At 61.7% G+C, this 24,609-nt stretch carries 32 protein-coding genes; 26 read left to right on the top strand and 6 right to left on the bottom strand.

All coding sequences use genetic code 11. From position 1 onward, the window contains the following. Entirely contained in the window at window positions 1-255 is a 255-nt protein-coding gene (locus tag AC2A1N_RS12610; RefSeq protein WP_024957543.1) for a hypothetical protein, read from the bottom strand. Between the two features lie 313 nt (window positions 256-568). On the opposite strand from AC2A1N_RS12610, the gene AC2A1N_RS12605 reads away from it, so the two are divergent. From AC2A1N_RS12605 to AC2A1N_RS12575, 7 genes are all read left to right on the top strand, one after another. Further along, window positions 569-1,132, top strand: a complete 564-nt coding sequence (locus AC2A1N_RS12605) for a hypothetical protein (RefSeq protein ID WP_154589952.1) — start codon at window positions 569-571, stop codon at window positions 1,130-1,132. Between the two features lie 361 nt (window positions 1,133-1,493). Next, window positions 1,494-1,880, top strand: a complete 387-nt coding sequence (locus AC2A1N_RS12600; RefSeq protein WP_024957545.1) for an H-NS family nucleoid-associated regulatory protein — start codon at window positions 1,494-1,496, stop codon at window positions 1,878-1,880. 778 nt (window positions 1,881-2,658) lie between these two features. Further along, window positions 2,659-2,883 (top strand): hypothetical protein, encoded by a 225-nt coding sequence (locus AC2A1N_RS12595; protein ID WP_024957547.1) that lies wholly within the window; start codon window positions 2,659-2,661, stop codon window positions 2,881-2,883. Next, complete coding sequence (locus tag AC2A1N_RS12590; RefSeq protein ID WP_024957548.1) at window positions 2,880-3,248, top strand: hypothetical protein; 369 nt, start codon at window positions 2,880-2,882, stop codon at window positions 3,246-3,248. Before AC2A1N_RS12595 ends, AC2A1N_RS12590 begins: the two co-directional genes overlap by 4 nt. A gap of 471 nt (window positions 3,249-3,719) precedes the next feature. After that, window positions 3,720-3,965 carry a hypothetical protein gene (locus AC2A1N_RS12585; protein ID WP_024958712.1) on the top strand — a complete coding sequence of 82 codons (246 nt, stop codon included), beginning with the start codon at window positions 3,720-3,722 and terminating at the stop codon, window positions 3,963-3,965. Window positions 3,966-4,001: 36 nt separating this feature from the next. Then, the gene (locus AC2A1N_RS12580; protein WP_008268538.1) at window positions 4,002-4,187 is read left to right on the top strand and encodes a hypothetical protein; all 186 of its coding nucleotides are present in this window, start codon (window positions 4,002-4,004) and stop codon (window positions 4,185-4,187) included. Continuing rightward, the gene (locus AC2A1N_RS12575; RefSeq protein WP_024958711.1) at window positions 4,187-4,495 is read left to right on the top strand and encodes a hypothetical protein; all 309 of its coding nucleotides are present in this window, start codon (window positions 4,187-4,189) and stop codon (window positions 4,493-4,495) included. Before AC2A1N_RS12580 ends, AC2A1N_RS12575 begins: the two co-directional genes overlap by 1 nt. A 33-nt stretch (window positions 4,496-4,528) precedes the next feature. Here the strand turns inward: AC2A1N_RS12575 and AC2A1N_RS12570 are convergent, their stop codons facing one another. The 3 genes from AC2A1N_RS12570 to AC2A1N_RS12560 form a co-directional block, all read right to left on the bottom strand. Further along, on the bottom strand, window positions 4,529-7,135 hold the full coding sequence (locus AC2A1N_RS12570) for an AAA family ATPase (RefSeq protein WP_230548558.1): 2,607 nt from the start codon (window positions 7,133-7,135) through the stop codon (window positions 4,529-4,531). A gap of 135 nt (window positions 7,136-7,270) precedes the next feature. After that, window positions 7,271-7,582: a hypothetical protein gene (locus AC2A1N_RS12565; protein WP_136191685.1), complete on the bottom strand. Its 312-nt coding sequence runs from the start codon at window positions 7,580-7,582 to the stop codon at window positions 7,271-7,273. After that, complete coding sequence (locus AC2A1N_RS12560) at window positions 7,576-7,962, bottom strand: helix-turn-helix domain-containing protein (RefSeq protein WP_024958708.1); 387 nt, start codon at window positions 7,960-7,962, stop codon at window positions 7,576-7,578. Before AC2A1N_RS12560 ends, AC2A1N_RS12565 begins: the two co-directional genes overlap by 7 nt. A gap of 106 nt (window positions 7,963-8,068) precedes the next feature. Here AC2A1N_RS12560 and AC2A1N_RS12555 point away from each other — a divergent pair, with 106 nt between their 5' ends. The 4 genes from AC2A1N_RS12555 to AC2A1N_RS12540 all read left to right on the top strand — a co-directional run bounded on the left by AC2A1N_RS12555 (window position 8,069) and on the right by AC2A1N_RS12540 (window position 11,912). Continuing rightward, on the top strand, window positions 8,069-8,887 hold the full coding sequence (locus AC2A1N_RS12555; RefSeq protein ID WP_484372401.1) for a hypothetical protein: 819 nt from the start codon (window positions 8,069-8,071) through the stop codon (window positions 8,885-8,887). 1 nt (window position 8,888) lies between these two features. Continuing rightward, entirely contained in the window at window positions 8,889-9,272 is a 384-nt protein-coding gene (locus AC2A1N_RS12550; RefSeq protein ID WP_050483551.1) for a hypothetical protein, read from the top strand. A 74-nt stretch (window positions 9,273-9,346) separates the two neighbouring features. Continuing rightward, entirely contained in the window at window positions 9,347-9,967 is a 621-nt protein-coding gene (locus AC2A1N_RS12545) for a hypothetical protein (RefSeq protein ID WP_484372399.1), read from the top strand. Beyond that, entirely contained in the window at window positions 9,960-11,912 is a 1,953-nt protein-coding gene (locus AC2A1N_RS12540) for an ATP-binding protein (RefSeq protein WP_050483550.1), read from the top strand. The genes AC2A1N_RS12545 and AC2A1N_RS12540 overlap by 8 nt, the downstream gene beginning before the upstream one ends. Window positions 11,913-11,951: 39 nt before the next feature. Here the strand turns inward: AC2A1N_RS12540 and AC2A1N_RS12535 are convergent, their stop codons facing one another. Further along, window positions 11,952-13,868 carry a type 4 pilus major pilin gene (locus AC2A1N_RS12535; RefSeq protein WP_162272193.1) on the bottom strand — a complete coding sequence of 639 codons (1,917 nt, stop codon included), beginning with the start codon at window positions 13,866-13,868 and terminating at the stop codon, window positions 11,952-11,954. 133 nt (window positions 13,869-14,001) lie between these two features. Between AC2A1N_RS12535 and AC2A1N_RS12530 the strand changes: the two genes are divergently transcribed. The 11 genes from AC2A1N_RS12530 to AC2A1N_RS12480 all read left to right on the top strand — a co-directional run bounded on the left by AC2A1N_RS12530 (window position 14,002) and on the right by AC2A1N_RS12480 (window position 19,701). Further along, a complete protein-coding gene (locus tag AC2A1N_RS12530; RefSeq protein WP_140222678.1) occupies window positions 14,002-14,229 on the top strand; it encodes a hypothetical protein in 228 nt (75 codons plus the stop codon). After that, on the top strand, window positions 14,226-14,471 hold the full coding sequence (locus AC2A1N_RS12525; RefSeq protein ID WP_032960280.1) for a hypothetical protein: 246 nt from the start codon (window positions 14,226-14,228) through the stop codon (window positions 14,469-14,471). Before AC2A1N_RS12530 ends, AC2A1N_RS12525 begins: the two co-directional genes overlap by 4 nt. Beyond that, window positions 14,468-14,938: a hypothetical protein gene (locus tag AC2A1N_RS12520; protein WP_032960278.1), complete on the top strand. Its 471-nt coding sequence runs from the start codon at window positions 14,468-14,470 to the stop codon at window positions 14,936-14,938. Before AC2A1N_RS12525 ends, AC2A1N_RS12520 begins: the two co-directional genes overlap by 4 nt. Before the next feature lie 197 nt (window positions 14,939-15,135). Beyond that, window positions 15,136-15,723, top strand: a complete 588-nt coding sequence (locus AC2A1N_RS12515) for a ParA family protein (RefSeq protein ID WP_053451587.1) — start codon at window positions 15,136-15,138, stop codon at window positions 15,721-15,723. Between the two features lie 11 nt (window positions 15,724-15,734). After that, window positions 15,735-16,289, top strand: a complete 555-nt coding sequence (locus tag AC2A1N_RS12510; RefSeq protein WP_053451586.1) for a hypothetical protein — start codon at window positions 15,735-15,737, stop codon at window positions 16,287-16,289. A 322-nt stretch (window positions 16,290-16,611) separates the two neighbouring features. After that, window positions 16,612-16,830: a hypothetical protein gene (locus AC2A1N_RS12505; RefSeq protein WP_053451585.1), complete on the top strand. Its 219-nt coding sequence runs from the start codon at window positions 16,612-16,614 to the stop codon at window positions 16,828-16,830. Then, a complete protein-coding gene (locus AC2A1N_RS12500) occupies window positions 16,817-17,032 on the top strand; it encodes a hypothetical protein (protein WP_053451584.1) in 216 nt (71 codons plus the stop codon). Before AC2A1N_RS12505 ends, AC2A1N_RS12500 begins: the two co-directional genes overlap by 14 nt. Then, window positions 17,022-17,381: a hypothetical protein gene (locus tag AC2A1N_RS12495; protein ID WP_053451583.1), complete on the top strand. Its 360-nt coding sequence runs from the start codon at window positions 17,022-17,024 to the stop codon at window positions 17,379-17,381. The genes AC2A1N_RS12500 and AC2A1N_RS12495 overlap by 11 nt, the downstream gene beginning before the upstream one ends. A gap of 483 nt (window positions 17,382-17,864) precedes the next feature. Next, entirely contained in the window at window positions 17,865-18,446 is a 582-nt protein-coding gene (locus AC2A1N_RS12490; RefSeq protein ID WP_053451582.1) for a hypothetical protein, read from the top strand. A 74-nt stretch (window positions 18,447-18,520) separates the two neighbouring features. After that, entirely contained in the window at window positions 18,521-18,862 is a 342-nt protein-coding gene (locus AC2A1N_RS12485; protein WP_053451581.1) for a hypothetical protein, read from the top strand. Between the two features lie 50 nt (window positions 18,863-18,912). Continuing rightward, window positions 18,913-19,701 carry a hypothetical protein gene (locus AC2A1N_RS12480; protein WP_032960260.1) on the top strand — a complete coding sequence of 263 codons (789 nt, stop codon included), beginning with the start codon at window positions 18,913-18,915 and terminating at the stop codon, window positions 19,699-19,701. 22 nt (window positions 19,702-19,723) lie between these two features. On the opposite strand, the gene AC2A1N_RS12475 is transcribed toward AC2A1N_RS12480, so the two are convergent. Further along, on the bottom strand, window positions 19,724-20,773 hold the full coding sequence (locus AC2A1N_RS12475; protein ID WP_141098027.1) for a hypothetical protein: 1,050 nt from the start codon (window positions 20,771-20,773) through the stop codon (window positions 19,724-19,726). A gap of 1,085 nt (window positions 20,774-21,858) precedes the next feature. Here AC2A1N_RS12475 and AC2A1N_RS12470 point away from each other — a divergent pair. From AC2A1N_RS12470 to AC2A1N_RS12455, 4 genes are all read left to right on the top strand, one after another. Beyond that, window positions 21,859-22,191: a hypothetical protein gene (locus AC2A1N_RS12470; RefSeq protein WP_130519073.1), complete on the top strand. Its 333-nt coding sequence runs from the start codon at window positions 21,859-21,861 to the stop codon at window positions 22,189-22,191. A 34-nt stretch (window positions 22,192-22,225) separates the two neighbouring features. After that, entirely contained in the window at window positions 22,226-22,834 is a 609-nt protein-coding gene (locus tag AC2A1N_RS12465) for a hypothetical protein (protein WP_049419283.1), read from the top strand. A 66-nt stretch (window positions 22,835-22,900) separates the two neighbouring features. Then, window positions 22,901-24,049, top strand: a complete 1,149-nt coding sequence (locus AC2A1N_RS12460; RefSeq protein ID WP_049419281.1) for a hypothetical protein — start codon at window positions 22,901-22,903, stop codon at window positions 24,047-24,049. 64 nt (window positions 24,050-24,113) lie between these two features. Beyond that, window positions 24,114-24,608 carry a hypothetical protein gene (locus tag AC2A1N_RS12455; RefSeq protein WP_064968313.1) on the top strand — a complete coding sequence of 165 codons (495 nt, stop codon included), beginning with the start codon at window positions 24,114-24,116 and terminating at the stop codon, window positions 24,606-24,608. Window position 24,609 lies beyond the last annotated feature (1 nt).

Genomic DNA, 24,609 nt, shown 5'->3' with positions numbered 1-24,609 from the left:
TCACCCGTCCTTTGGGTCGTGGACAGTTGAACCGTCTTGGCCGTGCGCCGGGCGCTTATGAGGCTCCTCAATGATTTCCTTGTTGAGGATGCGAACCTCGCCCACCATCAGCAGGCGCATGTCGCGCACGATGTAGTCGGCCAACGCCTCATCGGTGATGTCATCACCGGCGATGTCCAGCCGGAAGCCTTGGCCCTGAATCCCGCCCCCGTTGCTGAAATCAATCTCGAAATCAAAGCACACCCGCTTCTCCATGTTGCCCTCTCCATCGGTGAGACTGGGCGGCACTGAAAGGCCGCTTACTACGCTTAGAAGGCGATCATCGGCGTAAGGAGGGCAGCCCACAACTGGCCCCATGCCCGGATCTGAGGGCAGGCTCTCTGCCGTTCCCGCTTTCGGCGGTCGTAGAGTTTCATGTCCGCGCGATTGATGGTATCGGCCACCGATTCCGAGGGCCGACCAATGGCGCAACCGCCGGAAAAAGCGGATCGGTGCAGGTCAGCGTGGCCGAAATAGTGCGGCGGGCGTTGAACGATTTCTGACCGTGCCAGCACCCGTGGTGGTGCCCGTGTGCGACAAGATCCTGGCTTGCGGACACTACATCCACGGTCGCCAGTGGAAGCACCCGGAAACCCTCCGGGCCGTGTTTGAAAGTCGGCTCTACCTGCACCCGGCTGATCCGTCTGACGACACCGCAAGCGCTTGGAACTGGGTCAAGGCATGCTCGCCAGCGCAAGTGTGGACGCGCATGGGGGCTCCAACCCCAGCAGAGCTTGAGCGGGTCATACAGGCCGATACGAAGGCCCGAGATGCATTGCTTGCTCCGCGCTTGGAACTATCCGAGGAAGAAACGAGGCGATGCTTTGACGTTCGGTTGATCGCCGGACTGGCCATGACCGTCGCCCGGAAAGGATGGCCAGGGGCGCCATTGATGCATGGCGCGTATGGCCGCCACTGGATCATCGAATCGACCGCGAGAAAGAGGGAAGATATCCTTCTGCAGGACATCGGATTGCGTGTCTGGGCCGAGACGATGGCCATGAAGGCCAATCGCGCCACCCAGCAGGCTGCATCCGATAAGACACGGGGCTCCGAAGGGTTCTTGGTGACGCACGAGGTGGGGAGCTGCTGAAGCCGTTCCTGGGCGGGCGGTTTAAGAACGGCAACATCCACGTCATCTTCCACAAGCACGCCTTGCACCTGGTTGACCGCCTGAACGCCCGGATCGCGGGACCGCTGCCCAAGGCTTTGCCGGCGCCCGGTTGCCCCTGGACATTGCGGCATTGCATGGTGGAACGTGGAGGTGGGCACGGCCGGTCCCCTGAACCGCCAAGGGCTTGCTCCAGTGGCCGGCGGAAGGCATGCCCTCAGTGACTTTTGAGGGTGAAGCCCCGTGGCAGTCGCCACTGGAGAGCCGGGGTTGGGCCGTTGAGGGTTTACAGTAATCTCGCAAAACGGCAGGATCGGGGTTTGACCAAATCCAAGGGAAAACCGTGGCACTGACGCTCGAAGAAATCCGCAAGAAAAAGGCTGAAGCGGAGGCCTTGGTGGCCGAAATGGAAAAGGCCGAAGGCGACGCGCTGGCGGCCGAAGCCGGGGCCAGCTTTGCAGGAGTCTACGAGACCTTGCAGCAGTTTGCGCAGCATTACACGACGAAGCAGAAGAACGATCTGAAGGCGCTGCTTGAGCCACGCAAGGCGGTTTCTGCAAGCGCCGGCATCAGTCGCGCCCCGAAGTTCCAGATCCCGGACGGGACCACGTGGGCTGGCACCGGGCGGCAGCCCAAGGCATTCCTTGCGTGGGCCGAAACTGCTGAAGGCAAGGCGTGGAAGAAGAATAACCCGGACCAAGAATGGCCGGCGCACCCGTATAAGGCCTGACCGGCATTACAGCGTTGCAGATAGAGCCCCGGGAAACCGGGGCTTTTTTTGTGGGCGTTGAACCAATGACAGCCACGCTCAGGCTGGGGCGCAAGCCCCGGCCCCGAGCCTTTCTTCCCCGAAGGGGGCTCTTCAGGCGCGGCCCAAGCCGCGTTCTTTTGAGCTCTTGAAGACAAAAAGCAACGTCAAAAGTAGCATGGAGCAAAAGCGCTTTGGGAAAAAAGGCAGGTGGGGCCTCGGCTTCCGCCGGGCCCGGCGCTTGGCGGGAAATGTGCTGCGTTTCAAGTTTTCCATCGATCTGCGGCCCGTTTGGCGGTTTTGATACTTAGTCAATAAAACGTAGACGCAAAGTATTGCGATTTTTTGGGGGTGGCTTAGTTTGCGTGGGTAGCGAGGGAGCGCCCCCTCTTCAAAGGTTTTCGCATGATTGCTTACGTTATTGGCCGGTCCGGCTTACTTGCCCATGGTTATCGGGGGTTCTTCTAATGGCCCACCACCACGCCAGCCCCATCCAACTCCAGACGGGCGAGTGGGGCGCCCGGGTGCCCGCCCCGAACGTTCGGAACGGCGACAGGCTCACTGTGGTTGCCGGGAGCGGCAGCTCCTGGGAAGCCGTCGTTGTCGGCGTGGTTTGGCAAGGCCCGGAGGCCGCGATTTGCCAAACGGCTCGGGGGCTCATGCAGTGTGGGTGCTGCGGGGAAGTGGGGCAGAAAGGGGCCTACCCCTTCTCAACGTATCCGGCAGAAATGCAGCGTTGCGACGATTGCGCGGGTTCGGCATGAAGACGCCAGCAACGAGTCGCCGCAAACGCTTCTACGCATACCAGCGCCGCTCGGGTGGCCAGTGCTACTTCGACAAAGCCATGCACGCCCACCTCCAGCGGTATCCGCACACCATCGGCCATTACCAGCTCACACGCTTCCTGGGCACTTCCGCGTTGCTGACCGCTGAAGAAGCGGCCGCCCAAGGATGGATGGCCAAGCCGCACGGGAGCCCTGCATGACCAAACGCTACATTCTCCGCCCCCCAGAACGCTTGGTCGAAACCATCCACGAGACGTGGATTGACGCGCCCAGCAAAGCCGCGTTTCAAGCCCTGGCCGCCGCGCAAGGCCTGAGCATGCGCGCTGCACTGGCTCAACTCATCGAGCAACACGCCCAGATTCGAGAACCGTTTTCCCCTCGACGCCCGACGCCGTGGACCGGGGAGGGGTCGAAGGGGCGAGAGCGCTACAGGGCCGCGCTCCCCAGTGTGCAGCTGGGACTCCATGCCGTGACGGCCCTGCAGATTGACGCTAACCGGGCTGGGATTCGTCTGACCGAGGCCGTCCGCCAGCTGGTCTGGCTATGCATCCAAGCCAACGCCTGATCCCTCGGACGCCTTTTGCGGGCATGGGGCCAAGGACAGCCACGCGGAGGCTGGGGGAAGCCCTGGCCCACGTCCTAACCTCCCCGGAGGGGGCTTTTCAGGCGCGGCCCAGGCCGCGTTCTTTTGAGCTCTTGAAGAGAAAAAGGCAACGTCAAAAGTGGCATGAAGCAAAAGCGCATTGGGGGAAGGGCGGGTGGGGCCTCGGCTTCCGCCGGGCCCGACGCTGGGCTGGAAATGTGAGGTGTTTTAGGGTTTTTGTGTTTTCTGCTTTTTTCCGTCAGTTTTGTGTTTTAGTCATAAAAATGTAGGGTCAATCTATTGCGAAAAGTTGGTTTTCTTTTACTTTGAGATCAGAGAAGAGCGCCGATGCTCTTTAACCAAAGGGAACCCCATGTTGACGTTCTTTGCTTTTTGCCTCTTGGCTGGATTGGTCGCCGGATTGGCCATTGCTGATCGACTGGATGCGCTCTGATGAATACCCGCAGCCAAACCCAAGCGCCCGCCCGGTCCTCCACCCCTGGAGCCCTCCTGCGATTCCTGTTCGACGCCATGTCGGGCATGGGAGCGGCCAAGCTGGGATGGGAGATGGTGACCGACCCCAAGGCCAAGCTGTCGGACATTGCCATCGGCGTGTCGCTCTGCCTGGCTCCTGCAGCGATTGCGGCCACTTGGGCGCTTTGCCTGTTCGGCATCGCCCAACACCACCAGCTTTTTTGAAACCCGAACCCCTGACAACCACGGAGGACCTCGCTCGTGCGAAAACTTTTCAACAAACTGCTCAACATCGCCCTTTTTGGCATGGTTCTGTTCGCCCTGGACCAAGTCCCGGAACGCCTGGATCGCATGTCGCAAACCGCCCAGAACCTGGTTCAGCAGGTGGGCTACTCGGGCCCCATGCAGGGCATCCCCTCGGGCGTGCCAGACGGTTACGAGTTCTGATGACCCCCGCACCCTGGCCATCGTCGGAGCTCGTTCGCCTCGCATGGGCGGCACGCCGGGATCCTCTTGCCCGGCAGCACCTGCTTCAGGCGTTCCAAGAGGGGGCCGATTTCCATACCCCTCTGTCCAGCAGCGATCTGAACGACGACCTGTTTGCCGTCCCTGGGGATTGCTTGGCCGGGGTGGTGATTCGGGAAATGACGGGCGTCAAGGACGCCGAAGAGTGGCTGCACGCGTTTCTTCGCGCGCACGAGTTGCATCAAGCGCTGCCACCTGCTGTGGGAAGCGCTGGCAAGCGGCGCTTCTGATGAACGTGAGCACGCAGTAACGGGTGGTCAGGGCTACGCCTTGGGTTTCGCCGCGGTTTCCGCTCGCTTACCGAACTCCTTGCACCATTCGAGCATGTCTTGAACGTCCTTTAGCAGTTCGTCCGGACCCGGAAGCCAACTGGGGGTGTCGGTGGGTTGGGAGTGCTCGAATGCCGAATACTTCGTCATCATCCCGTCGATCAGTGCGCAGTCTGCTGGGGTGATTGCACTGAGCCGCTGTAGCTTGTTGAGCGTGTTGATCTCGCGCCGGTAGCGGTTGATGACGCCAGAACAAAGCTCGTCCTCTACAGAGCGCTCAACCAAGATTCGGAAGTTGCTGCAGGCGGCCTTCAGGGCAAGTTCTTTTAGTGGCGGATCAAGCTTCTTAAGCTGTCCGATGCTGCTGATCATTTGGTTCAAGCCGGATTGTGGCTTCAGAGAGAACGTATTGATCTGCGCCGGCATGCCGGTCCTGCTTCCATCGCGGGCGATCGATTCAACCGCGACCTTGACCGTAGGCTGATCGAGGTTGGCCCGCTGCTTGGCGGCACTCTGCAGTAGGACCATCAGTGACAATCGATGTGTGAACACGATCACCTGGCGATGCTCGGCCAGATCTACGAGGCGTTTGGCGACCGCCTCCTCAAAGCGCTGATCCAGGGAGGAGATGGGGTCGTCGAAGATCACGGGCATGCCCCGTTCAAGGCCCGTCGCGTCGGCCAGGAAGGCTGCCAACGCCACGATGCGTTGCTCACCCTCGCTCAGGATTTCACGATTCTTCTGGGCGCCTTGCGCGTCCTTCAGCTCAACGTAAAACGTGAACGCCCCTTTGCCTTGGGATCGATACGACATGCGGACAGGAAGCGAATGGCCCCCCAGCGCCCGCAACTCGGCATTGAAGCGGTCGCAATAGCCCTTGGCCAACTCCGACTCGCCAATGTCATTGCTTTTGGTCGTCAACTGGCTGGTTGAGGTGGACCGGACAGCGGCTTCCACCGTTCCCACGCGTTTGAGGCGGATCACGTCGGCCCATACCGCATCGCGCTGCTCCGACAGCCACTGTTGTGCTTTCAGCTCTGCTAGGCGGCTTTCCTTCTCCTTCCGTCCCGTCGGGTCCAGCAAGCCCGCCAGCGCGTCGCGATCAGCGCTAGTGGTCTTGACCTTCTGATCGTAGGCGTTGGTCCACACCGACCACTGCACTGCCGGAGCCGCCGTGGCCTCGGCCATGGCTTTCAATCTCGCATGGATGGCCTCAAACAGCTCAGTGGCTTGGGGGGCTTCCAAGCCAATAGCAGCGCACTGGGCCTGCCAGGCGACATCGGTGAGAGGACTGGGCAACGCTTTCTTCAGCGCCGTCAGCGCGTCTTCCGCGCTCTTAGCTTCTGTCTGCAGGGTGTCGTTGAGGTAGCTTTCAAAGCTGGCCAAGCGGGCCTTGCCGTCGTCTCCCAACGGTTGCTGGCAGAGGACACAACGGGATTCGTCCCCAACGTGGGGGAAAGGGTGGTCACGGTAGGCAAGACCTGTCGAATACGCCTTTGCAGCGTCCCAAAGGGTTCGCCACACGGCGTCTCCGACGCCTTTGAGCGGCAGCCCATTGAGGAAGGCCGTGGCATAGGCGGTGGCGGCCTGGCGCTTGACCTCTGCATTGCTGCGGGCATCCAAGAGGGCTTGGGCCTTCTCGCCGTTCAAGCTCTCCTTCAATGCCGAGATGCTTGTGGCCATCTGCGACAAGCGTTCTAGCTCTCCGACGGCCTTGGCGTGGGCCACTTCAGGGTTCGCCTGGGCCAGTGCGGTCTCCAGCGCCAAACGCTCATCGTTCAGTGCAGCGGGGAAGGCGCAACGCTGGTTAATATCCTCTTCGGTCAGTTTCGCCGTCAACTTCCGGAGGACCGTTGCAGCGCTGCTCTGCGCGTGCTCTTCCGGGATGATGGGCAGTTTGCTGGTGAGCTTGGCGGCGCGGGCCTTCAATCGGGTGGCGAGATCGTCTGAGATGTGGATGAGCATCCCGACGAACCGCATCGCCCGGGGAAGATGGGTGGCGGTGGTGGCGCTGTCTCCGAACTCCAGCGCTGTGGCTGAGTCGAAGACCGGGACCGCTTTCAACGTCGAATGGGCACCGTCGGATGCTTGCCAAGTGAGATCAGCAGACGATGTCGTGCCGTCGGATCGGGTCGCCGTGACTTTGATCAAGGCAGAGGCAGCATCGGGATTCTGCTTGAACACGTTGCCGTGGATAGATCCCTTGGCCCGCGCGCCACAAACGTGCTTCATCAAACGGGCGTAGCCCGATTTCCCGGCCCCGTTGGGTCCGTAGACCACGGTCATCTGGCCTTGGCTGAGGTCCAATGCCGCGTCCTCGCCAAGGGCATTGACGCCGCAGATGGAGGAGACCGAGTCGATGCGAAGCTCAGCGGCGGTGGGTGTCCCCAAGATGGTTCCCGGTGCCAACGCCGGGTGGGGAGCATCCAGCTTCTTGGCTGCCTCGGCCAGGCAGTGATCCGCCAGCGCCTCCATCTCCTCTTCGTTCGGCATGCGGCGGTGCTGGATCACCGTGGAAGCGGCCATGCGCAGCCAGCTTGGGCGGCCATTCAACCACTCTTCCAGAGTCGTAGGCGCAGCGGCCCCATTCTTGTTCGCCATCGGTCACTTCCCCTGTGAATGGCCAGAGCCAGGAAGGCTCCGTTCCCCTTCCGCAATAGTGACGCGGGTCACATTTGGAGGCAAGTCGGTGATGGTCGTAGGGGATGGGGAAATGGTTTTCCCGAACGGTAGGGATCAGGCCTCTGAGGGGGCATCGATCTGGGCGGCAGCCAGGGCGGCTGCCAGATCACGGTTCAGTGCTCGCGCTTCAGCCCGCAGTTCGCTCCAGTTCGGCGTCCCGACCGGGCCTTGCCCACGCATCGACGCGAGCCAAGCATGGGATCGCAGCCTGGCCGCTTCCGCGGCTGGCGTCGAGGACTTGAGGGCGTCCAACGCGGCCAACTGGATTTCCAGAAGGTTGATGTCCATCAGCGCCTGCAACTGCTCCGGTGCCATCGGGCTTGGCGCATCCCGCTGCAGCCACCAGCGTCGAAGTCGTTTCAGCATGTCTTCTCTTCCCTGAGATCGTTGTCGCTACTCGGGAGGATGGCCACGCCACGGCTCTGGGCGTAATCCCTCACCTTCGTCAGCAGCTCTCGCTGCTGTTCGGGTTCAAGCCGCGACATCACCAGCAACGTCTCTGCCACTAGATCATTTGTGGCATGGAAATAGGCGACCGGCATGCCAAGTGCTTGGGCCAGCTTTTCCATCGTTGCAGGATCCGGCACGCGATCTCCTCTCTCGTAACGAGAAACCCTGGGAGCGGCGGAGTTTTCCTCGTCCAACCCAAGCACGGCCCCCAACTGTGCTTGCGTCAGGCCCTTGGCCAGCCGGGCCTCGCGCAAGCGGCGGCCAAACGTGTGAGCTGGGGCGAGAGGGGCAGGCATGGGCGATCACGAACCGGGAACAATCCCCAAGTCTGCCGCTTCCCATGCTGCACCGCATTTGCCAAAATGGCAAATAAGGCCATGGTGGCCGGGATCAGGGGGATGCATGAAGCAAGCGATTGCAGCCGTGGCCGTGTGCCTGGCGTTGGCCAGCGGGACGGCCACCGCCCAGGACGGCATTTTGGGAAGGATTGGCAAGGGGTTGATGCAGGCGGGCAAGGACGCCGCCTCGGCCCCGGCGACCAAGCGTTACCTGGAGCCGGCAGGCACTTACTGGGACGACGGCGACCCTCCAGTGCTCGACGGCTACACCCGGATCCGGTGGGGCTTGGCGGCCACCGCGTCGGCCGGTTTCGGCATGTGCGAAGACAACCTCTTTGCCCAGGCCAAGGCCGGCGCTGCCCTGGCACCGGCGATGCGAACCCACTGCATTGGCTCATGGGGGCACCAGTTCAAACGCGTCGGCCTGCAGGGCGATCCGGCGTCTGCGTTTGAGGCCAAAGCGAGGCAGATCGCCTCGACCGACGCGTTCTACCTGCGCCCCTATATCGATGTGGAGCTCGACCCCAAGACCAACATCCTCCACGCCTACGTGTTGGTCATGAACCATGAGTGGTATCCCCGCTCGCCTGACTTTCTTCCGACGGCCGTTATCGGCCCTTCGCCGTTGGGCAAGGGCAGTGCGGTGGTCGGGGTCGAGCACGGCGGGCGCTACCACGCCGCGTTGCGATTGAAGCCGGAAGACGCGGCCGAGCTGCGACGGGTGGGGCGCGACGCCACGGGAGACCGAATCTTTTTCAAGGTCGTGGAGGGCAGGTTGAAGCCCAACGGCCTGCCCGACATCGTTCTCCAAATCGACCGCCTCGAGACCGGCTACAAGAACCAGATCATCGGCATCACCCCTTCCAAAGACAAGGACGCATGACATGAAGCACGCACTGATCGTGGCCGCAGCAGCGGCACTTTTGACCCTGACGGCCTGCTCTGGCGACAAGGGCCCCACGAAGGAGGACGGGGTGAAGGTCGTGGAAGGCTTCTTCACCGAACAGGGAAGACAGGCAACCCTCCAGCGCACCTGGAAGTTTGAGGTCACCGATGCGGATGGCCTGGAGCTCGATTGCGAGAAAAAGCCCAATGGGGATCAAGAGTGCTTGGTGGCAGGGTCCGTGAAGGCGTTGGGTTACATCGGTGGCCAGCCCACCAAGCCCGAGCCGAGCACCCTCAAGCCGAAGCTGCGGGCCCTGTTCCGCCCGCAAGGCGAGGGCTGGCAGATTGTGGAAGTGAAGGACGAAGGGACGTCTGCGGGCTAAACGGGCCGCAGTCCGCCGCTTGACTGCACGCCGGTCCCGATCAAGCGTGCAGCCATCCAACAGGGGAGGACCATATGAACCGCTATCCGCCGCAGCAAGTTGTGTATGCGCCGCCGGGCCCATCCGCGCTGATCCTCCCTAGCGTCATCTTGGGCCCGTTGGGCCTGGTTGGGCTGGCGGCCGGCCTGGAGGTGATGAAGCGCGACTTCTTCATCGGCGTGGTCTGTTGTGTGCCCGGTGCGCTCGTCTTCGCGTTTTTGGCATTTTGCCTGGCGCTTCACATCCGCGCTCAGCGGCTCTGGGACTGGCACGTCCGCACGGGGCGGATGCCGTATTTCCGGAAACATGGGTTCCTGAAAGGGGCGCTGCTCGGTGGCGGGTTGGGCGTGGTGACGGTGGTGGCGGCCGCCGTTCTGGGGTTCAAGTATGCAGAGCATCCCGTGTATGGAGAGGTGGCCGCGATGGCGTTCTACGGCGCGTGGCTGTATGGCGTGTTCCTGATCGGCGTGCTGGCCGTCGTGTTGGGGTGGGTCAAGCGCGCGTGGGATAGAACCGCACTCCCAGCTAACACGCGCCCGCTGGCGTCGCGGCAGGTGAGATGGGTAGGGCTTAGCTTTTTTGCCAAAGTCGGCAGAAGGCGGCATAGTCTTGCAACCATTACCAATCAAGCATTTAGCGGACATCCCCATGGCTAAGAAGGGCAAAGCAGCCAACGAAGCTCTCTTTGAAGAAGACTACGTGCTGCGGTCACTCGGGCGGATTGGCTATGACCCAGATGTAGCGCTAACCGAGTTGGTGGCCAACACATGGGATGCGGGAGCGGCTAAGGTTGCCGTGATCATCCCGGAGGAAACAGGTGGCTTGCTGTCGGTGGAAGATGATGGCCATGGAATGACCGAGGATCAGTTTCGCAAGCGCTGGATGACCTTGGGATACAACCGGCATCGAAGCCAAGGGGCGAACGTCCAGTTTCCGTCGGGGCGTCGCGATTGGGTGCGCATGGCCTTCGGGCGCAACGGCATTGGTCGCCATGGCCTTCTGTGCTTCTCTGATCATTACACGGTCGAAACTTGGACGAACGGCGTTCTCTCAACCTTCGTGATCGGCACTCGAAATCAGCCGTCCCCGTTCTACATCCAGAGCCATGAAACAGGCACCCGTTCCGGCCATGGCACCCGGTTGTTGGTAGAGGTTGAACGCCACCGCCCGGATCCAGATCGGATCAGAACGGTCTTGTCGGGACGTTTCCTACACGATCCGCAGTTCATCGTTTCGGTGAACGGCCAGTCCGTCCCTCTGTCTGAGCATGAGGGCCTTCTAGAAGAGCGCAAGATTCAGGTTGAACCAGGCTTTGGCGTCACCGCGTATGTGGTGGACACAACGCGCACGGCCAAATCCACGCGTTACCAAGGCGTGGCATTCTGGGTGAGCAATCGGTTGGTGGGGCTGCCGAGTTGGACCGTTGGGCCAATGGCCGTTCTGGATGGGCGGGTGCGCTTTGCGAAGCGCTATGCCATCGTGATCGAGTGTGGGGCAGAGTGGCTGTCCGAAGTCGAACCAGACTGGTCGAAGTTCAAGAATACCGAGCGCACCGATCGCCTTTTCGAAGCGGCCAACGGGTATGCGCAGGAAATGGTCGAAAAGTTATCGGCCCACTTGATTGAAGAAAACTCAGAGGACGCACTCTACAAGAATCGAGAGGATCTGCGCACGCTGCCTAGGCGTTCCATGCTTGAAGTGGCACAGTTCACGAAGACGGTGGTGCATGACCAACCAGGCATACCGCCTGAAACGCTCAACAAGGTCGTCAAGGCAGTCATAAAGATTCAAAAGGCACGAAGCGGTTCAAGCTTCCTCGACAAACTGATGCAGCTGGATGAGCACGACATCGACGGGCTCGACAGGTTGCTGGGGCAGTGGACGGTGGAGGATGCACTTACCGTTCTGGACGAGATCGACAGTCGGTTGTCCATCATTGCGGCCATGGAGAAGCTCAGCGGCGACCCGGAGGCTGACGAGCTGCACACCCTCCACCCGCTCGTGACGCAGGCGCGTTGGCTGTTTGGTCCTGAGTTCGATAGCTCGGAGTATGCGTCGAACAATACCCTGCGCACCGTCGCCACCAGCTTGTTCAAAGTCAGAAAGGGTGGACAGGCGTTTGCCAATGCAGCGAAACGCCCTGACATTGTCGTCCTATCCGATGCGACACTCTCTGTTGTTGGGACGGAGACTTTCGATACTGCCAGGGATCAGCTGGTGATGATGCGCGATGTCCTACTCATTGAGCTAAAGAAAGGGCGCTCTGAAATCGGTCGCAAAGAGATGAATCAAGCGGCTGAGTATGTCGATGAGCTTGTCTCCAGCGGAGGCATCGAAGGGGTTCCCTTCTTCCATGCCTTCGTGGTCGGTCATTCGGTCGCATCCAATATCTCGACCGTCACTAACCGGGAATACAACGGAGCCCAGCGTGGACGCATCACGGCGACCACTTACAACCAGCTCGCATTGACGGCGAATCGGCGCCTTCATGGGCTCAAAGCAAGAATACCCTCCCGTTATGAGGAGGTCTCTGGTTACGAGCTTGTCCAGAAGGTCATGGGGACGCCCAGCCAAGCATCGTTCGTGCCCCCAGCTGAGTAGTGCACTGTTCCGTGCGTGTCCGACGATTGCCTCTGGCCGCTAGCTCACAGGTCCCCTGCACGTCAGCGTCAGCGACTGGTAATCCACCCGCACGGGGTTGTAGAACTGGCGATACCAGTTGAAAGCGATGGTCTGGCCCACGTTGTGCTCGTTGCACGCCGGCAGGCCTTGCTGGGTGCCAAAACCGCCGTTGGGCGTGCATCCAGGCTGGCCCGTGCAGGTGGTGTAGGGCGTTGAAGCCACCACCGAGGACTCAGGCCACTCCCAGCGATAGGGGTTGTTGCTCTTGCCGACCAGATCGGACGCGCAGGCCTGGCGGCACACGGCCAAAGAGGTGCCGCCGCTGGTCCAGTTGTAGTCGCAGTAGTGCATGCCCATGTTGGAGACGCACTCAAAATCGTAGGAGTAGGCATAACGGATGTTCCCCGCGTCCGAAAGCGCGTTGCATTGCTCTTCATAGAAAGCCGACTCGCTCACGTTGGCGGGCCAGTTGCCAGGCATCGGGGCAGGGGTCTCCACGCGGGTTACCGGCACGTTGTTCAATGCCCATTGCAGCCGTGCTGTCTCCGCTGGAGTCAGACGAACCACTGCGTCGGGATACCAGTATTGAATCGCGGAGGAACCCGAAGGGAGCGGGAGGTCCACGTAATCGGAGGAATACCACGCCGCCACCTGCAAGCTGCCATCGCTGCAGCGCGGGGCCGTGGGCTTGCACGTGTTGACCTCGTTGCGACGGCCCCCCGTATCTGCCCACGCCGACCAGTCGCCGTAAGTGGGGCCGGGCAGGGCGGTGGTGCCGAACGGGCAATGGGTGAACACGTCCCGCGACCGCACCTGCTGGCGCTCCCAGGTGTGCGTGCCGGTTTGGCCTGACGGGCAGGCTTGCGAAGTGGACAGCCATTGATCCCGTTCCTCCTGGGCGGCTCCAGGGCAGGCCTGGCAATCCCTCGCCGTCACGGCCGCCACCGTCTGGGCTTGAACCCACGCCTCGGGATGCTCCCACGCGGCGTCTGAGGTTGGATCCACGTCGCCAGCGGCGCAGACCTGGCGTGTCCGCACCGTTTCCGTGCCCCACGTGCCCGTCGGACAGCTGGCCCGAGCCACCGAGCTTTCCGATTGCCGGCACGGCACCAAGGCCGGCGGAGCCGGGGTGAGGACCGGCGTTGGGAGCGGCTGAGGCACCGGAACGCTGGGCGCAACAGGAAGCGGCGGAACCGCCGGGGAAGGAGCAACCCCAGGGCCTGGCGACACACTCCCAGGAACGCCCGGCACTGCATCGGGCACGCTGGGAGCGGTGGATACGGGGCCAGCCGGTGTCGGCGTTGAAGGGCCAGGGACGGCGGGCGTGGAGGGCAGGGGAAGCGTGGGCACCACGGCGACCGACGACCCGGCGACCAGGCCTGAGTAATAGACGACATCGACCACGGCCCCATCGGCCCCGCACGCCAATCCCGAGCCGGGGACGTCCAGGGTTCCGCCGTTGCCCAACAAAACACTGGTGTTGCCCACGATCACGTCCCGCACGTTCGCGTCGCCCGCAAGGGCGGAGACGAACGGCACGCAGGCCCGCGCAGGAAGCCCGGACAGCCCCACGGAGAAGGCATCCCCCGCCAAGCGCACCGTGGCCGGGGACACAGTCACTGCACCACCCCACGCGTTGCTCATGGTCGCTGCGCTGGCTTGGCGGAAGTCGGCGGGGGCCAGCCCATCTTCAAGGACGTTCAACGTGCTGACGCCGCGGAACGAGCCAACGACGCCATGGGACCGATCAACGCGGTTGGCCAGGTCCCGAACGTTCTCGACGTCCGATGCCACGTTCACCCGGGTGGTGGCGCGGGGGTAGACCCAAAACGCGGCGGCGCCCATTGCGGTGGCAACCCCCAATGCGAGCAGCAACTCGACCAGGCCAAAGCCTGGGGCAGGAGAACGACGGTGAGGGCGAGCTTGCGTTGTCATGCACTTAAGCATGCGACACGAACGCGTTTTGACAAGCCCTAAAAGCAGTTCTTGATTTTAGTCAAAAACCCTTCAAATCAATGGGTTGACAAGGGTTGGCGATGTGGTTGGATCGTGGTGTAGGAGCGGTTTAATGGGTAAACCGACCTATCCACAAAAAGAGAGTGACGACATGAAGATTCATCCCGTCGAGCCTGCCAGCACTGACCTGGCGCATTTCCAACTCCACACCGCCGCGCGGTTCCTGGACCGCACCAATGGCCTCAATCAGCTGGCCGACAAGCACCGCAGGATCCAGCGCTTGGCCACCCGCGCCCGCCATGAGCGGCGTTGGAAGAAGGAAGAGGAGCGCTTCGTATGAGCATTTTGAACATGGCCCTGCTGTTTGTCGGTCTCCTGGGCACCGCGGTGTTCTACCGGGACCTGGTCGCCAACCCCATCTCCGCCGGGCGCGCCCTGGTGCGCTTCTATCAACTGCCGGCGGAGCATCGCCAAGGAAGGGTGCTGCAAGAGGTTTCGAAGACGTGGTGGAGCATCGTGCTGGTGCCGTTCTACGCGTTGGTGGCCTTGGTGCTCATCGGGGTTCTGGGAGGTGGGCAATGAGTGCCGGGACCGAAAGCCTCATCAGGGCCATCCAAACCAACGACCCGCTGGCCTTCTATGGGTGGCTCCACACACTCAAGGGGACGCCCGACCTGGACGCTGGCGTGGCCGGCGATCCTGGCATCACTGCGTTGGGCGTCGCCTCCGTCATGTATGCCAAGGCGATCCAGTCGGACCGGATCCTGGCGGCGCGCTATGCCGCGATGATCGAAGCGCTCATGGACGCCGGGGCCAACCCGCTGGTCCGGATTGGGGAGCGGTTCGTGGTGCGACGGGGGCACACCGGGAAGCTAGAACGTCGTCAGATCTCAGAAGTTCGGAGCGTCGCAGAGGTCTGTGGAGGCGTTCTGTGCCCGGCAATGCAGGCATGGTTCGCACGCCATACCGCGGATTTGATGAACACCCACCTTCACCGCTACCACCCAGCGTTCATCAAGACTCAGCAACCGGTCGCTGAAGAGGTTTGAAGCACGTGCCGGCGGCTACTCGCCGCCGAACGGCGTCGTGGGAGAAGGGGCGGGGAGGGCCACGGCTCCCGCCGCGGCCTGAGTCGCTGAATCCCGGACGTCTGCACGGCGAAAACCCTCTGGATGCAGAGGCCCTTGCGGGAATAGGTTTGCATCGTAGTGTGTTGCACGACCTACCCATAAAAGGAGCCCATCTCATGCGTCTCGTTGTCTGTTGCTTCAAAGGGGGTGTGGGGCGCACCACGCTCTCGCTCAACCTCGCCGCCGCGTTTGCCGGCCAATCCCGCGTGCTCGTCAACGACCGCGACCCGCAATGCGGTTCCGTGGCGTGGTCAGCGATGAGCGACGGGGAAACGCCGTTCACCGTGAGCCGTGCCTCATCCCCAGGCTTCGACCTGGAGATTCAAGACCTGCCGCCCAGCGCCCCAGTGAAAGACCAGCTGCCGGACGCGGACCTCTACATCGTCCCAACGCTGCTCGACGGGGGCAGTTACGTCGTCTACCTGCGGACCATCGACACGCTGCGACGTCAGGGCAAGCCCTTCCTGCCGGTCGCCAACCGAGTCAACCTCAAGCGGGCGGAGCACCGCCGCCGGCTGGAAGATCCCAGCCTGGCAGGCGCCATCGTCATTCCCGAGCGGGCGGCGTTGGCGAGCTACTACGAGCTTGGCGAGACCGTGTTCTCCATGCGCGGCACTGGCGTGGACAAGGCGCGAGAGGACATTCTGCGGGTAGGTCAGGCTATCCAAAAAAGATTGGCCAACCCGGCGCGGGGGCATGCATGATGGAGCTCCCAATGCTGCCCCTGCCGGACCTCATGGCTGCCAAGAAGACCCCCGCCAAGAACGCCGTTGCCAAAGCCCGCAAAGACCTGTCCAAGGCCGCGAAAGTGGTCCACGCCAAGCCGGAACGCACGTATGCGCCGCTCATTGATCTGGGCCAGTTTTCCGAAGGGCAACTGGCAGAGCTGATGGTGGCTGCAGGGGACGCGCCTGGGCGGAGAACCTATTTCGACTACTCCGAGGAGCGGCCCTACCTGCGGGACGGCCAGAGGGTTCATCTGGACGTGGGACGCGACTCCACCATGTTCGACTACCGCGACGAGAACGGGGCGCGTGTGGAGCGAACGATGGTCACCGTGCCGCCCAAGCTCCGGGAGCAGATTCAGGACGTCACCGGGGAAGAACAGCCGATTCTCACCACCGCGCTCATTGCGCTGGCTTCCTGGGCTTGCCAGGAGCTCAAAAAGAGCAAGCGTCGCCTCGTCGTGACCACGGCAACCGATGACCTGGATCCAATGCGGAGACAGGTTCGGAAAGCCATCGTGGGGCGGGCGAGGAAACAACGGTAGCCCTAGGTTGGTAGTGAACGACAGGCGGCCATGGGCCGCCTTTTTTATGGCTGGCGGCGGGTGGAAAGAGCAACGGCAAAAGCGGCTAGAGCAAAAGCGTTGTGGAGGAAAGGCGGGTGGGGCCTCGGCTTCCGCCGGGCCCAGTGCTGGGCTGGAAATGTGAGGTTTTTCAGGGTTTTTGTGTCTTTTGCGGTTGCCCGTCAGTTCTATACTTTAGTCAAATAAATGTGTTGTTTTGTGGTTTACATTTTTTGGGTCTGTCGTAACCTGGATTCATGGGAAGGCAATACCGCTGACCGAAAAAGACAAAAAGGTAACCGCCATGCAAAACAACACTTTCACCATCGAAGCCGACTACTCCACCAACAGCTGGGGCAGCAACTGGGAGTCCATCGACAACGCGGAATACTCGACACTCGCCGAAGCCGAAGCCGGCATGGAAGATCTGGAGCAGAAACTGGGCTGGCGCAACATGCGCATCGTGGATGAAACGCGTTTTGTTTGGGCCTACGGACAGGAGGGCGAGGATGAAGATGCCTAAGCTCTATGCCATCCAATCCAAGCAACCGGCCTCACGCCGGTTGCTTGGGCCGCACAAAGAACTGATCTACGTCGATGAATGCAACGTTCTGATTGAAAGCGATGCGCATGTCTTTGACTTCCGCGAGCTTCTCAGGCTCTACAAAGAAGATTTGGAAAGGCGGAAGAGCAACCTATTTCCGGACACACCCTATGGCGGGTAACCTCTACGCCATCCAACCCAAGCAACCGGCCTCGCGACGGTTGCCTACGGTTCGCATTGCCCCGGACAAGGTCGCTCAGTTCCGGGCTCTAGCTCGCCAGAAGGGGCTTACTCCCACCGCCGCCCTTGCTGCCCTGGTGGCCGCCCATGCCGACATCCGCCAGCCGTTCGGGCCCCGAGTCCGTGCCCAGCATGGGCCTGATGGGATGCGCTACGGAGCGGTGCTGCCCGATCCCAAGGTGTCTGAAGAGGTGGCCTTCGGATTGGTGGAAGACGCCCGAGCTGCCGGTATCTCGTTGGGCGAGGCTATGCGGCAACTGGTGGACCGGTGCCTGGAGCAGAGCCGGTGAAGAAATGGAAAGGAAAAACGGCGGCCTGAGGGGCGCCTTTTTTATGACTTGGGTTCGGAGAAAATGCTTTCGAAAGGAGCAGGTGCCCATTGCTGGGGGCAGGGGTAGATGGTTGGGGGATAGTAGAGCGGTGGCTGGGGCGGAAGCCCCGGCCCATGTCCTAACCTCCCCGGAGGGGGCTTTTCAGGCGCGGCCCCGGGCCGCGTTCTTTTGAGCTCTAGGAGAGAGAAGGCAACGGCAAAAGCGGCTCAAAGCAAAAGCGTGGTGGAGAAAAGGCAGGTGGGGCCTCGGCTTCCGCCGGGCCCAGTGCTGGGCGGGAAATGTGAAGCGTTTCGGGTTTTTGGGTTTTCTGCGGTTGCCCGTCAGTTCTGCACTTTAGTCAAATAAATGTGTTGTTTTAGGGTTTACATTTTTATGTCCTGTCGTAACCTGGATTTGTAGGGGGGGCTATGACGCCGACCCAAAAAAGAAAAGATAACCGCCATGCTCATGCGTCATTTCTACCACTGCTCCCGCAATGCCAACCTGGCCGACCAGCCCTTGGAGCCCTTTGATGGGCAAACCTCTGAAATCCGTGGCCTCTGCTTTTCGGATGGCGAAGAGCAGCATTTCGGGCCCCACAGTTACCAGATCAGCCTCCCAGACGACTGCGATTTTCTCACCGCCAACTTGGTGTGGAACATGAAGCTGGCCGTGGAAGAAGGAACCCGGGCGGTGGGCAGGAATGGCGAACAGCTCCAGTTGACCCTCACCATGGCCGAGCAAGCCTGCAAGGAAGCCATGGCAGAGATGGGCTATGACCTGGACGATGAAACCGTTGAGTTTGTTTTTTGCCGCGCCATTGAGTTCGACGATTGCGATGAGAGCATCGGCGGTGACGATAGCGACTGTTGCGACCCCTGGGATGAGCAGATCGACGGCTGGGGCCTGCAAAGCGTTCGGGCCCTGGTGGCGCACAAGCTGGGCTTGGTGGGGGCCGCCATCGATGATGAAAACGGCCAGTGCTACATCAGCGCCAACCCGGACCTGGTGCTGAAAAAGGTGGAAGAGGACGAGGTGTCTTGAAAGTAAGGGCGGATCAATGGCCGTCCTTCTCTTGTCTGCTCCCCCGTCACCGCTGGCCCCATACACTCTTCCCCATGACTCCACTTACCACCCCAGACGGCCGTTACCTCATCGTCCGAGGGCGCCTCTGGCGAACCACCAACCCGGGCCTAAGCGAGCCGCAGAGGGAGCGACTGGTCCACGAGCTGATGGACGCCCGGCGTGCCGTGAAGTCAGCAAAAGCCAACCAGGATGGGGAAGCACTCGCCGCCGCACGGCGCGCCGTGGACAGCGCGAAAACGGGCTTGGGCGAACGTGGCCCGGTGTGGTGGACGGACGGGGAGCCGGATTGGAACCGGCACTTGGTGAAGAACTCCCCCTATGCGGGGTGGTTCTACCAACAAGCCAATGGTGAGGCGGAGACCGGCGAGATGTAGGATGTGGGCTTGCACCGACTTCCGCCTCATGCGTCAGGGATGCTGTAGCCATGGCAAGGAACAAGCCTATCGATTTCCCCGTGCTCCTGGTCGAGTGCGACACAACTGGCGTAACGCGAGACGACCCGATCATTCACATCATGTGCGTGCTGGTCGATAAGGGGCAGGACGGCAACGCGCATCCTGCTGCCACTTATACCGGCTACCAGGAGGTGGCCACGCCATCTTCGGAAGAGGCCTTCAGGGCACACGGTATCTCAAACGAGCGGCTGAAAGGGGAGAGCCTCGACTTGGAGCAGATCCGCGGTCTGATCGCCCAAGCCGGCTCCATTGTTTCGAGGAGCCCACGGTTCAACGCTAAAAAACTTCACGCGCTAGTGCCCGAGTGCTTGGAGAAGCGTTGGTTCCCCTATTCCCACAGGATTCAGAACTGGCGCTGGGAGCATTTCCCGGCCGTGGCTCGCATGGCGATCATGTGTGGTGAGGTGGAGAACGACGGCTATGGAACCATCCATCACCTGTCCGAGCTCCTCAAAATCGAGGCAAGCTCATACGAGGTGGTGTTTGACGAGGACGGGCCGCCTACGCTGACCGTCAAGTTCGGGAGGCGCAAGGTGCTGGAATGCTTCCCCGAGGCCTTGCTGAAGTGTGTAGAAGGGGATCGGTTCCGCTTCCATGGGAAGGAGGGCTACGACTTCATCACCGCCTACTGCGACTCGGGCGATGCCTTCCGTGACCGCGCCTTCCGCTTGCAAACAACGCCTTCAAACCTGGCGCTGGCTGGCACACGGGCCTACTTGCAGAAGATCAAGGGCAACGAATACGTCATTGGTGCATAGGCCGCATTCCGCGCGCCGAGCGTCAGCCCAGTCTCTCGTTCACCAAACGCGCCCAGGCAAGCTGTAGGGATCTAACCTCATCGGCCCACGCCCGGTAATCGTCCAGCGGCATCGGGGCCTCCTGGCCGCGCTTCACCCTCTCCAGGTATTTGGCCTTCCGGGCCAGCGCTTCTCGATACCGCAACTCCGCTTCTTCCAGCCTGTCCGCCCGTTTCGCAGCCTGCAGCTGGGACAGCCGGCGAACGGAATCCGGGTTGGTGGACAGCACGCGGGGAGCATGAGGCAGCGCCTGGCCTTCGGTCATCGGGACGCGCTTGTGGTTGCTGGCCGGGTCCATGACGCGGTGGCGCCAGCACTCTCTCCAGTCGTCTGCGTCCAGCGGGCCATCGCCTGGCACATCCAACGGCACGACGATCCCATGGGCCTCGATGAGCGCCCACACGGCCCGCAGGAACGCGTCCACCGGAAGCCGTAGAAGGGTGACCTGGCCCTCTGCTAGCACCTCGCCCCCGTCCCTCATTCGTAACGCCAGCAGGGTCTCGCTCAGTGCCAAGGCATCGCCTGACCGGGAGTTCCAGCCCACCATGCACACCCTCTCCCCATCCACCTCACCCGACCACGCATAGACCTGGAAGCGGGGCCTGGCGAAACGCGCCAACAGGTGGGAGAGCAGCCGCTCACGCTTGGAGTGACGCGATAGGGGCGTGAAGTGGTTTTCAGCGTAGAGCAACGCAGAGCGCCGACGCTCCAGCAGCAGGGCCACCCGGTCAGGGTCTGCCTTCGCTCGCCATTCGGACCAGCTCACCACATCGCGCAGGCCCTTGGCAGCAGCGCAGGGACGGCAGGACGGCACCCAGTTTTCGACAACGGAAGTCGGCCCTCCCAGTTGAGCGGGAACCAGCGGTGTAGCCGTCCAGGACTGGGGTGAGGACAGGTCCAGCGGAGCGGAGCAGAAGGCACAGGCGTTGCCGAACTCGACCAGCCCTGCTTTGCGTTGCCACCCGTTGGCCTTGCCTTCCAGCGGGGCATCGGCTCGGGCAATGGAATCCAAGAAGGGGGGCAGCTCAAGCACGGAACACCCCCCAGCCGTTCTGCGTAGGCCGAGCACTTGGATCGCAGAACGGGGGCAGTGGGGCGTTGCAGGAGCCTGAAAAAGATTTGACTAAAACGCTTTGCCGAGCCTGTCGAACCACCCCAGCAACCGCCGATCCAAAACCCAGAGCCCGCTTGCCTGATCCATTCCCAGCCCAGCACTGGACCGCCAATCGCTGATCAAAGGCCGGGGGACAGCGAACGAGAGCAAGGTCAGCCCGCTTGACTAAAACGCATTGACTCAAGGCTTTCCAGGCACCCGAAACGGACGCAAGAACCCCAGCACTCCACCACCCGAACCCCCAAGCAGAGTTGACTAAAACGGATGGAGACAGGGCTTTCCGAACACCCGGGTAGCGTGACTGAACCCAACCACTCACGGGATCCCATGCTGGCCTCCGCTTGACTAAAGCGAACAGGAGCAGGGCGCGGGAGTGGGGAAAACGGCGGTCCCCGATTTCTGAGCCAGGGGGCGCGGAGTCGGTGGGGAGGTGGGGAGCTGGCTGGGTGGGGAGGAAGGCTGCGGGGGCTGGCAGAAACTTTTCCGAGGGGCTGAGCGTGGCGGGGGCGAGGGGCATTCGGGTCTCCGGGTCTGTTGAGGATTGGGGCTTTCCTAAACTTCTACCGTGGAAAATCGGAAGCGCAAGATCGGTGGAGCGAAAACTTGGGGAGGACTGCGGGGGAAGAGGTTGGCTGCCCATTCACCGTTCAAGGTTTTCCGAAGGGTGAAGGGAGTAGGCCATACACAAGTCGCACTGAAGTGTTTTTCCGGCTTGGCTAGAAACGCTGCGCCTTTCCACCCGTCCAGGCCTTGCTGCGCCTTGTTTTCAGTCTTGGCTAACAACTTGGCCAACCGTTCGGCTGAAAAATGGCCGGAACCCCAGAAAAACAGAAGAAAAACGGCTTAGCCCACTTGCGCTTCTTAAATCCTTTGCTAATCCATGGGTGTGGATTTTCATTGCAGGGGGTTAAGTGGGTCGTCCGTCGCTTCTAACCAAATCTTTCAGCATCGCTCCCGATGAGTTGGAGAGCGCGCGGTATTGCGCGAAAGAACAAGGCGTTTCCTTGAACAAGTATTTGCGCCTGGCGGTCCTGGAGAAAAACCGGGGCGTGGTTCAGGGGCTTGAAGCGTCCGATGCGTTGGGCGACATCCGAGCCACGGTCCGCGAATCCGAAACGCGGAATGCCCTTGCCCTAGAAAGCGCGCTGGCGGACTTGCGAGCAGAGCAGAGCGCGGCGCTCCAGGCCAATGAAGAACTGGTGGTGAAAACCCTTCAAGCGTTTTCCCAGTTCCTGGCGCAGCAAGAACCCGACGCCGAAACCCTCTCCAAGCAACCGGCTGCCGAACCCAGTCGAGCTTCTGCTGCTACCTCGGCGTTCCTGCCTCCAAAACTCTAACCCTTTCCCCACTACCTCATAAGGAGGCATACCCATGAAGCGTTTCATCCTCACTCTCACCATCGCCGCGTTGCTGGCTCCGGGGCTTTCGTTTGCCCAGGACAGCACCCGGCCCGAACCCCAAAAGACCAACAAGCTGCGCCTGTTCAAGGCCGGCGGGATTGGCTGCGCTGCCGGTGCAGGCATCGCCCTGCTGACCGGCAAGAAAGACAAGGCCCTGACGGTGTGCGCTGCTGGGGCGATTGTCGGAGGCATTGCGTCCTATCAAGCCCAGCTCAAGGAGTTCCGCGAACTGGAAGCCGAAGCCAAGGCAGCTGGCCTGGATGCTCAGGTGCATACCAAGACCGTCGAAACCAAGGACGGCCAGGCCGAAGCCCTGGACAAGCTGGTCATCCGTTACCCGGCCGCTGACATGCAGCCGGTGAGTGCCAAGACCGGCGCCACGCTGGACAAGCTGGCCGCGTTGCTCAAGGCGAGCAAAGAAAAGCTGACGGTTGGCTTCAGTGGTGCCGATGCCGCCGTGTGCCAGGTGCCGGTCGTTGAGCTGGCAAAGCGCGGTGCGCTTCAGAACGCCACGGTCGATGACCAGTGCGGCCGGGGCGATTACGCCATCACGGTTTCGCCGATCCCCGACGTTCGCTAAGCCAACCGAGAGCTGGGGGGCGAAAGCCCCCTGGCTCAAATCTTTTTCAAGCGCCTGGGAGGAACCATGACACCCGAAGAACTCATCAAACAACGCAAGCAGCGCGAGCTGCTCGCCAAAGCAGCACAAGCCAAGACCACCGCCCCCACGGACGCGGAGAAGCTCGTCAGCGATGCGACAAAAGAAAACTTGAAAACCGCAGGCCGGCTGGCTGCAAGTTTTGGCAAAGCCTTGGCAGACAAAACCAAGCAAGCGGCCTCGGTCGCCGCTGAGAAGGGGCGAGAGGCGCAAGAAGCGTTGGCCCGGCGTGCGGAAGAGGCCAAGGCGCGCAAGGAAGCCGAAGCCGCAGAGAACGCGCGCCTGGAAGTCGAGCGCGCCCAGGCGTTGGCCGAGCAAGAAGCGACTGCCCAGCCCGAGCCGCGGGTGGTTGAGCCCGAGCCCGTTCAAACCGATTCCGCTCCCGAAGCGCCCGAGCCGGTTGTTGAGGAGGTGGTTCCCGAGCCGACAGCAGAACCAGAAGCAGGCCCCGCGCCTGTCATCAAAGAGCCGGTCAGCGCTCCTGCGCCTGCCGTCAGTGAAGCCGTGGACGCAACGCCTGCCGCTCCAGTGCCGGCCGAGCTGGTGGCCCCGTCTGTTCCGAACCCCGAACCGAGCAAGTCAGCTCAAGCCCCGGCACCGGCCCCCAAGGCGACGTCGACCCGGGCCCCGGTGAAACCGGAAGCCCTCAAGGCCAATCCGGCCGGTGAGGCGTCGGCGAAGGCCAGCAACAAGAAGGGCTGGCAACTTCTGGCTGGGTCGGGCGTGGCCGTCCTTGTGCTGGGTGGGGCGTTGGCGTGGTGGACCACTCACCGCTCCAGCGAAACCGTTCCGCTCCAAGACAAACCGGCTGCAGCAGTGACTGCCCCGGCCCCCGTCGCCGTGCCAGTTGCTCCGGTTGTATCCGCGCCGCCCCAGGTCGAGGAGCCCAAGCCCGTGACTGCCCCGGTGGAAGAGAAGGCCGCGGTCGCTGCCCCGGTTGTGGAAGCCCCGGTGCTGGCAGAGCCACCTAAGGCCCAGACCCCGGCAACTGCCCCGGCGTCAAAGCCGGTGCCGGTTTCGAAACCAGCTGCAAAGCCCAAGCCGGCCCCCAAGCCTGTTGCTAAACCCGAGCCGAAAAACGATTGGCAGGACCAAGCCAACAGCGATATCGACGCGTGGGCAGAAAAGATCAGGTGAGGTGCTTGCGCTTATCGAAAGCCTTGCTAGAAAGAATGTGTATCCATGAAAGATGGGAGGAAAAATGTTTGGGTGGTTGTTTACGCAGTATCGAAAGCCCGGAAAGCTCCACTTCGGATCGAAGTGGCTCAACCTGCATGGGCGATTTTTCATTGGTAACCCAGAAAGATTTGGGCTCTCCGATTGCCGAGAGAACGTCCTGACCTCGTATTACTACCTGCGGGCGGACCGGAAGATGCCGGTGGCAAACGATGAGGACTTTGATGCCTGGAGGATGGACGCCCTGCGCGCCAGCCAGGTTCGGCACGCCAGCGAAAAACATGTGTCCAAAGCCGGCTTTCTTGTCACCTCGGCCGCGTGCGTGGCCCTTTGCTTTGGGGCATTGGTCGTCAACAAAGTGAAAGGAACACGCCCTTCGCCGGCGGCGATCCAACTCGCGCCCTCGTTGTCGTTGAACGAGTGCAAAAAGAAATGGACGAGCGGCACCATCACGCCTCAGGAAATCGTGGCGTGTCAGGCGCTATCTCAAACCAACAACAACAACAACGGGAGGCACTGAG

The sequence above is a fragment of the Stenotrophomonas maltophilia group sp. SKK55 genome (genome assembly GCF_057179845.1).
This window is presented reverse-complemented; position numbering and strand designations above follow the sequence as displayed.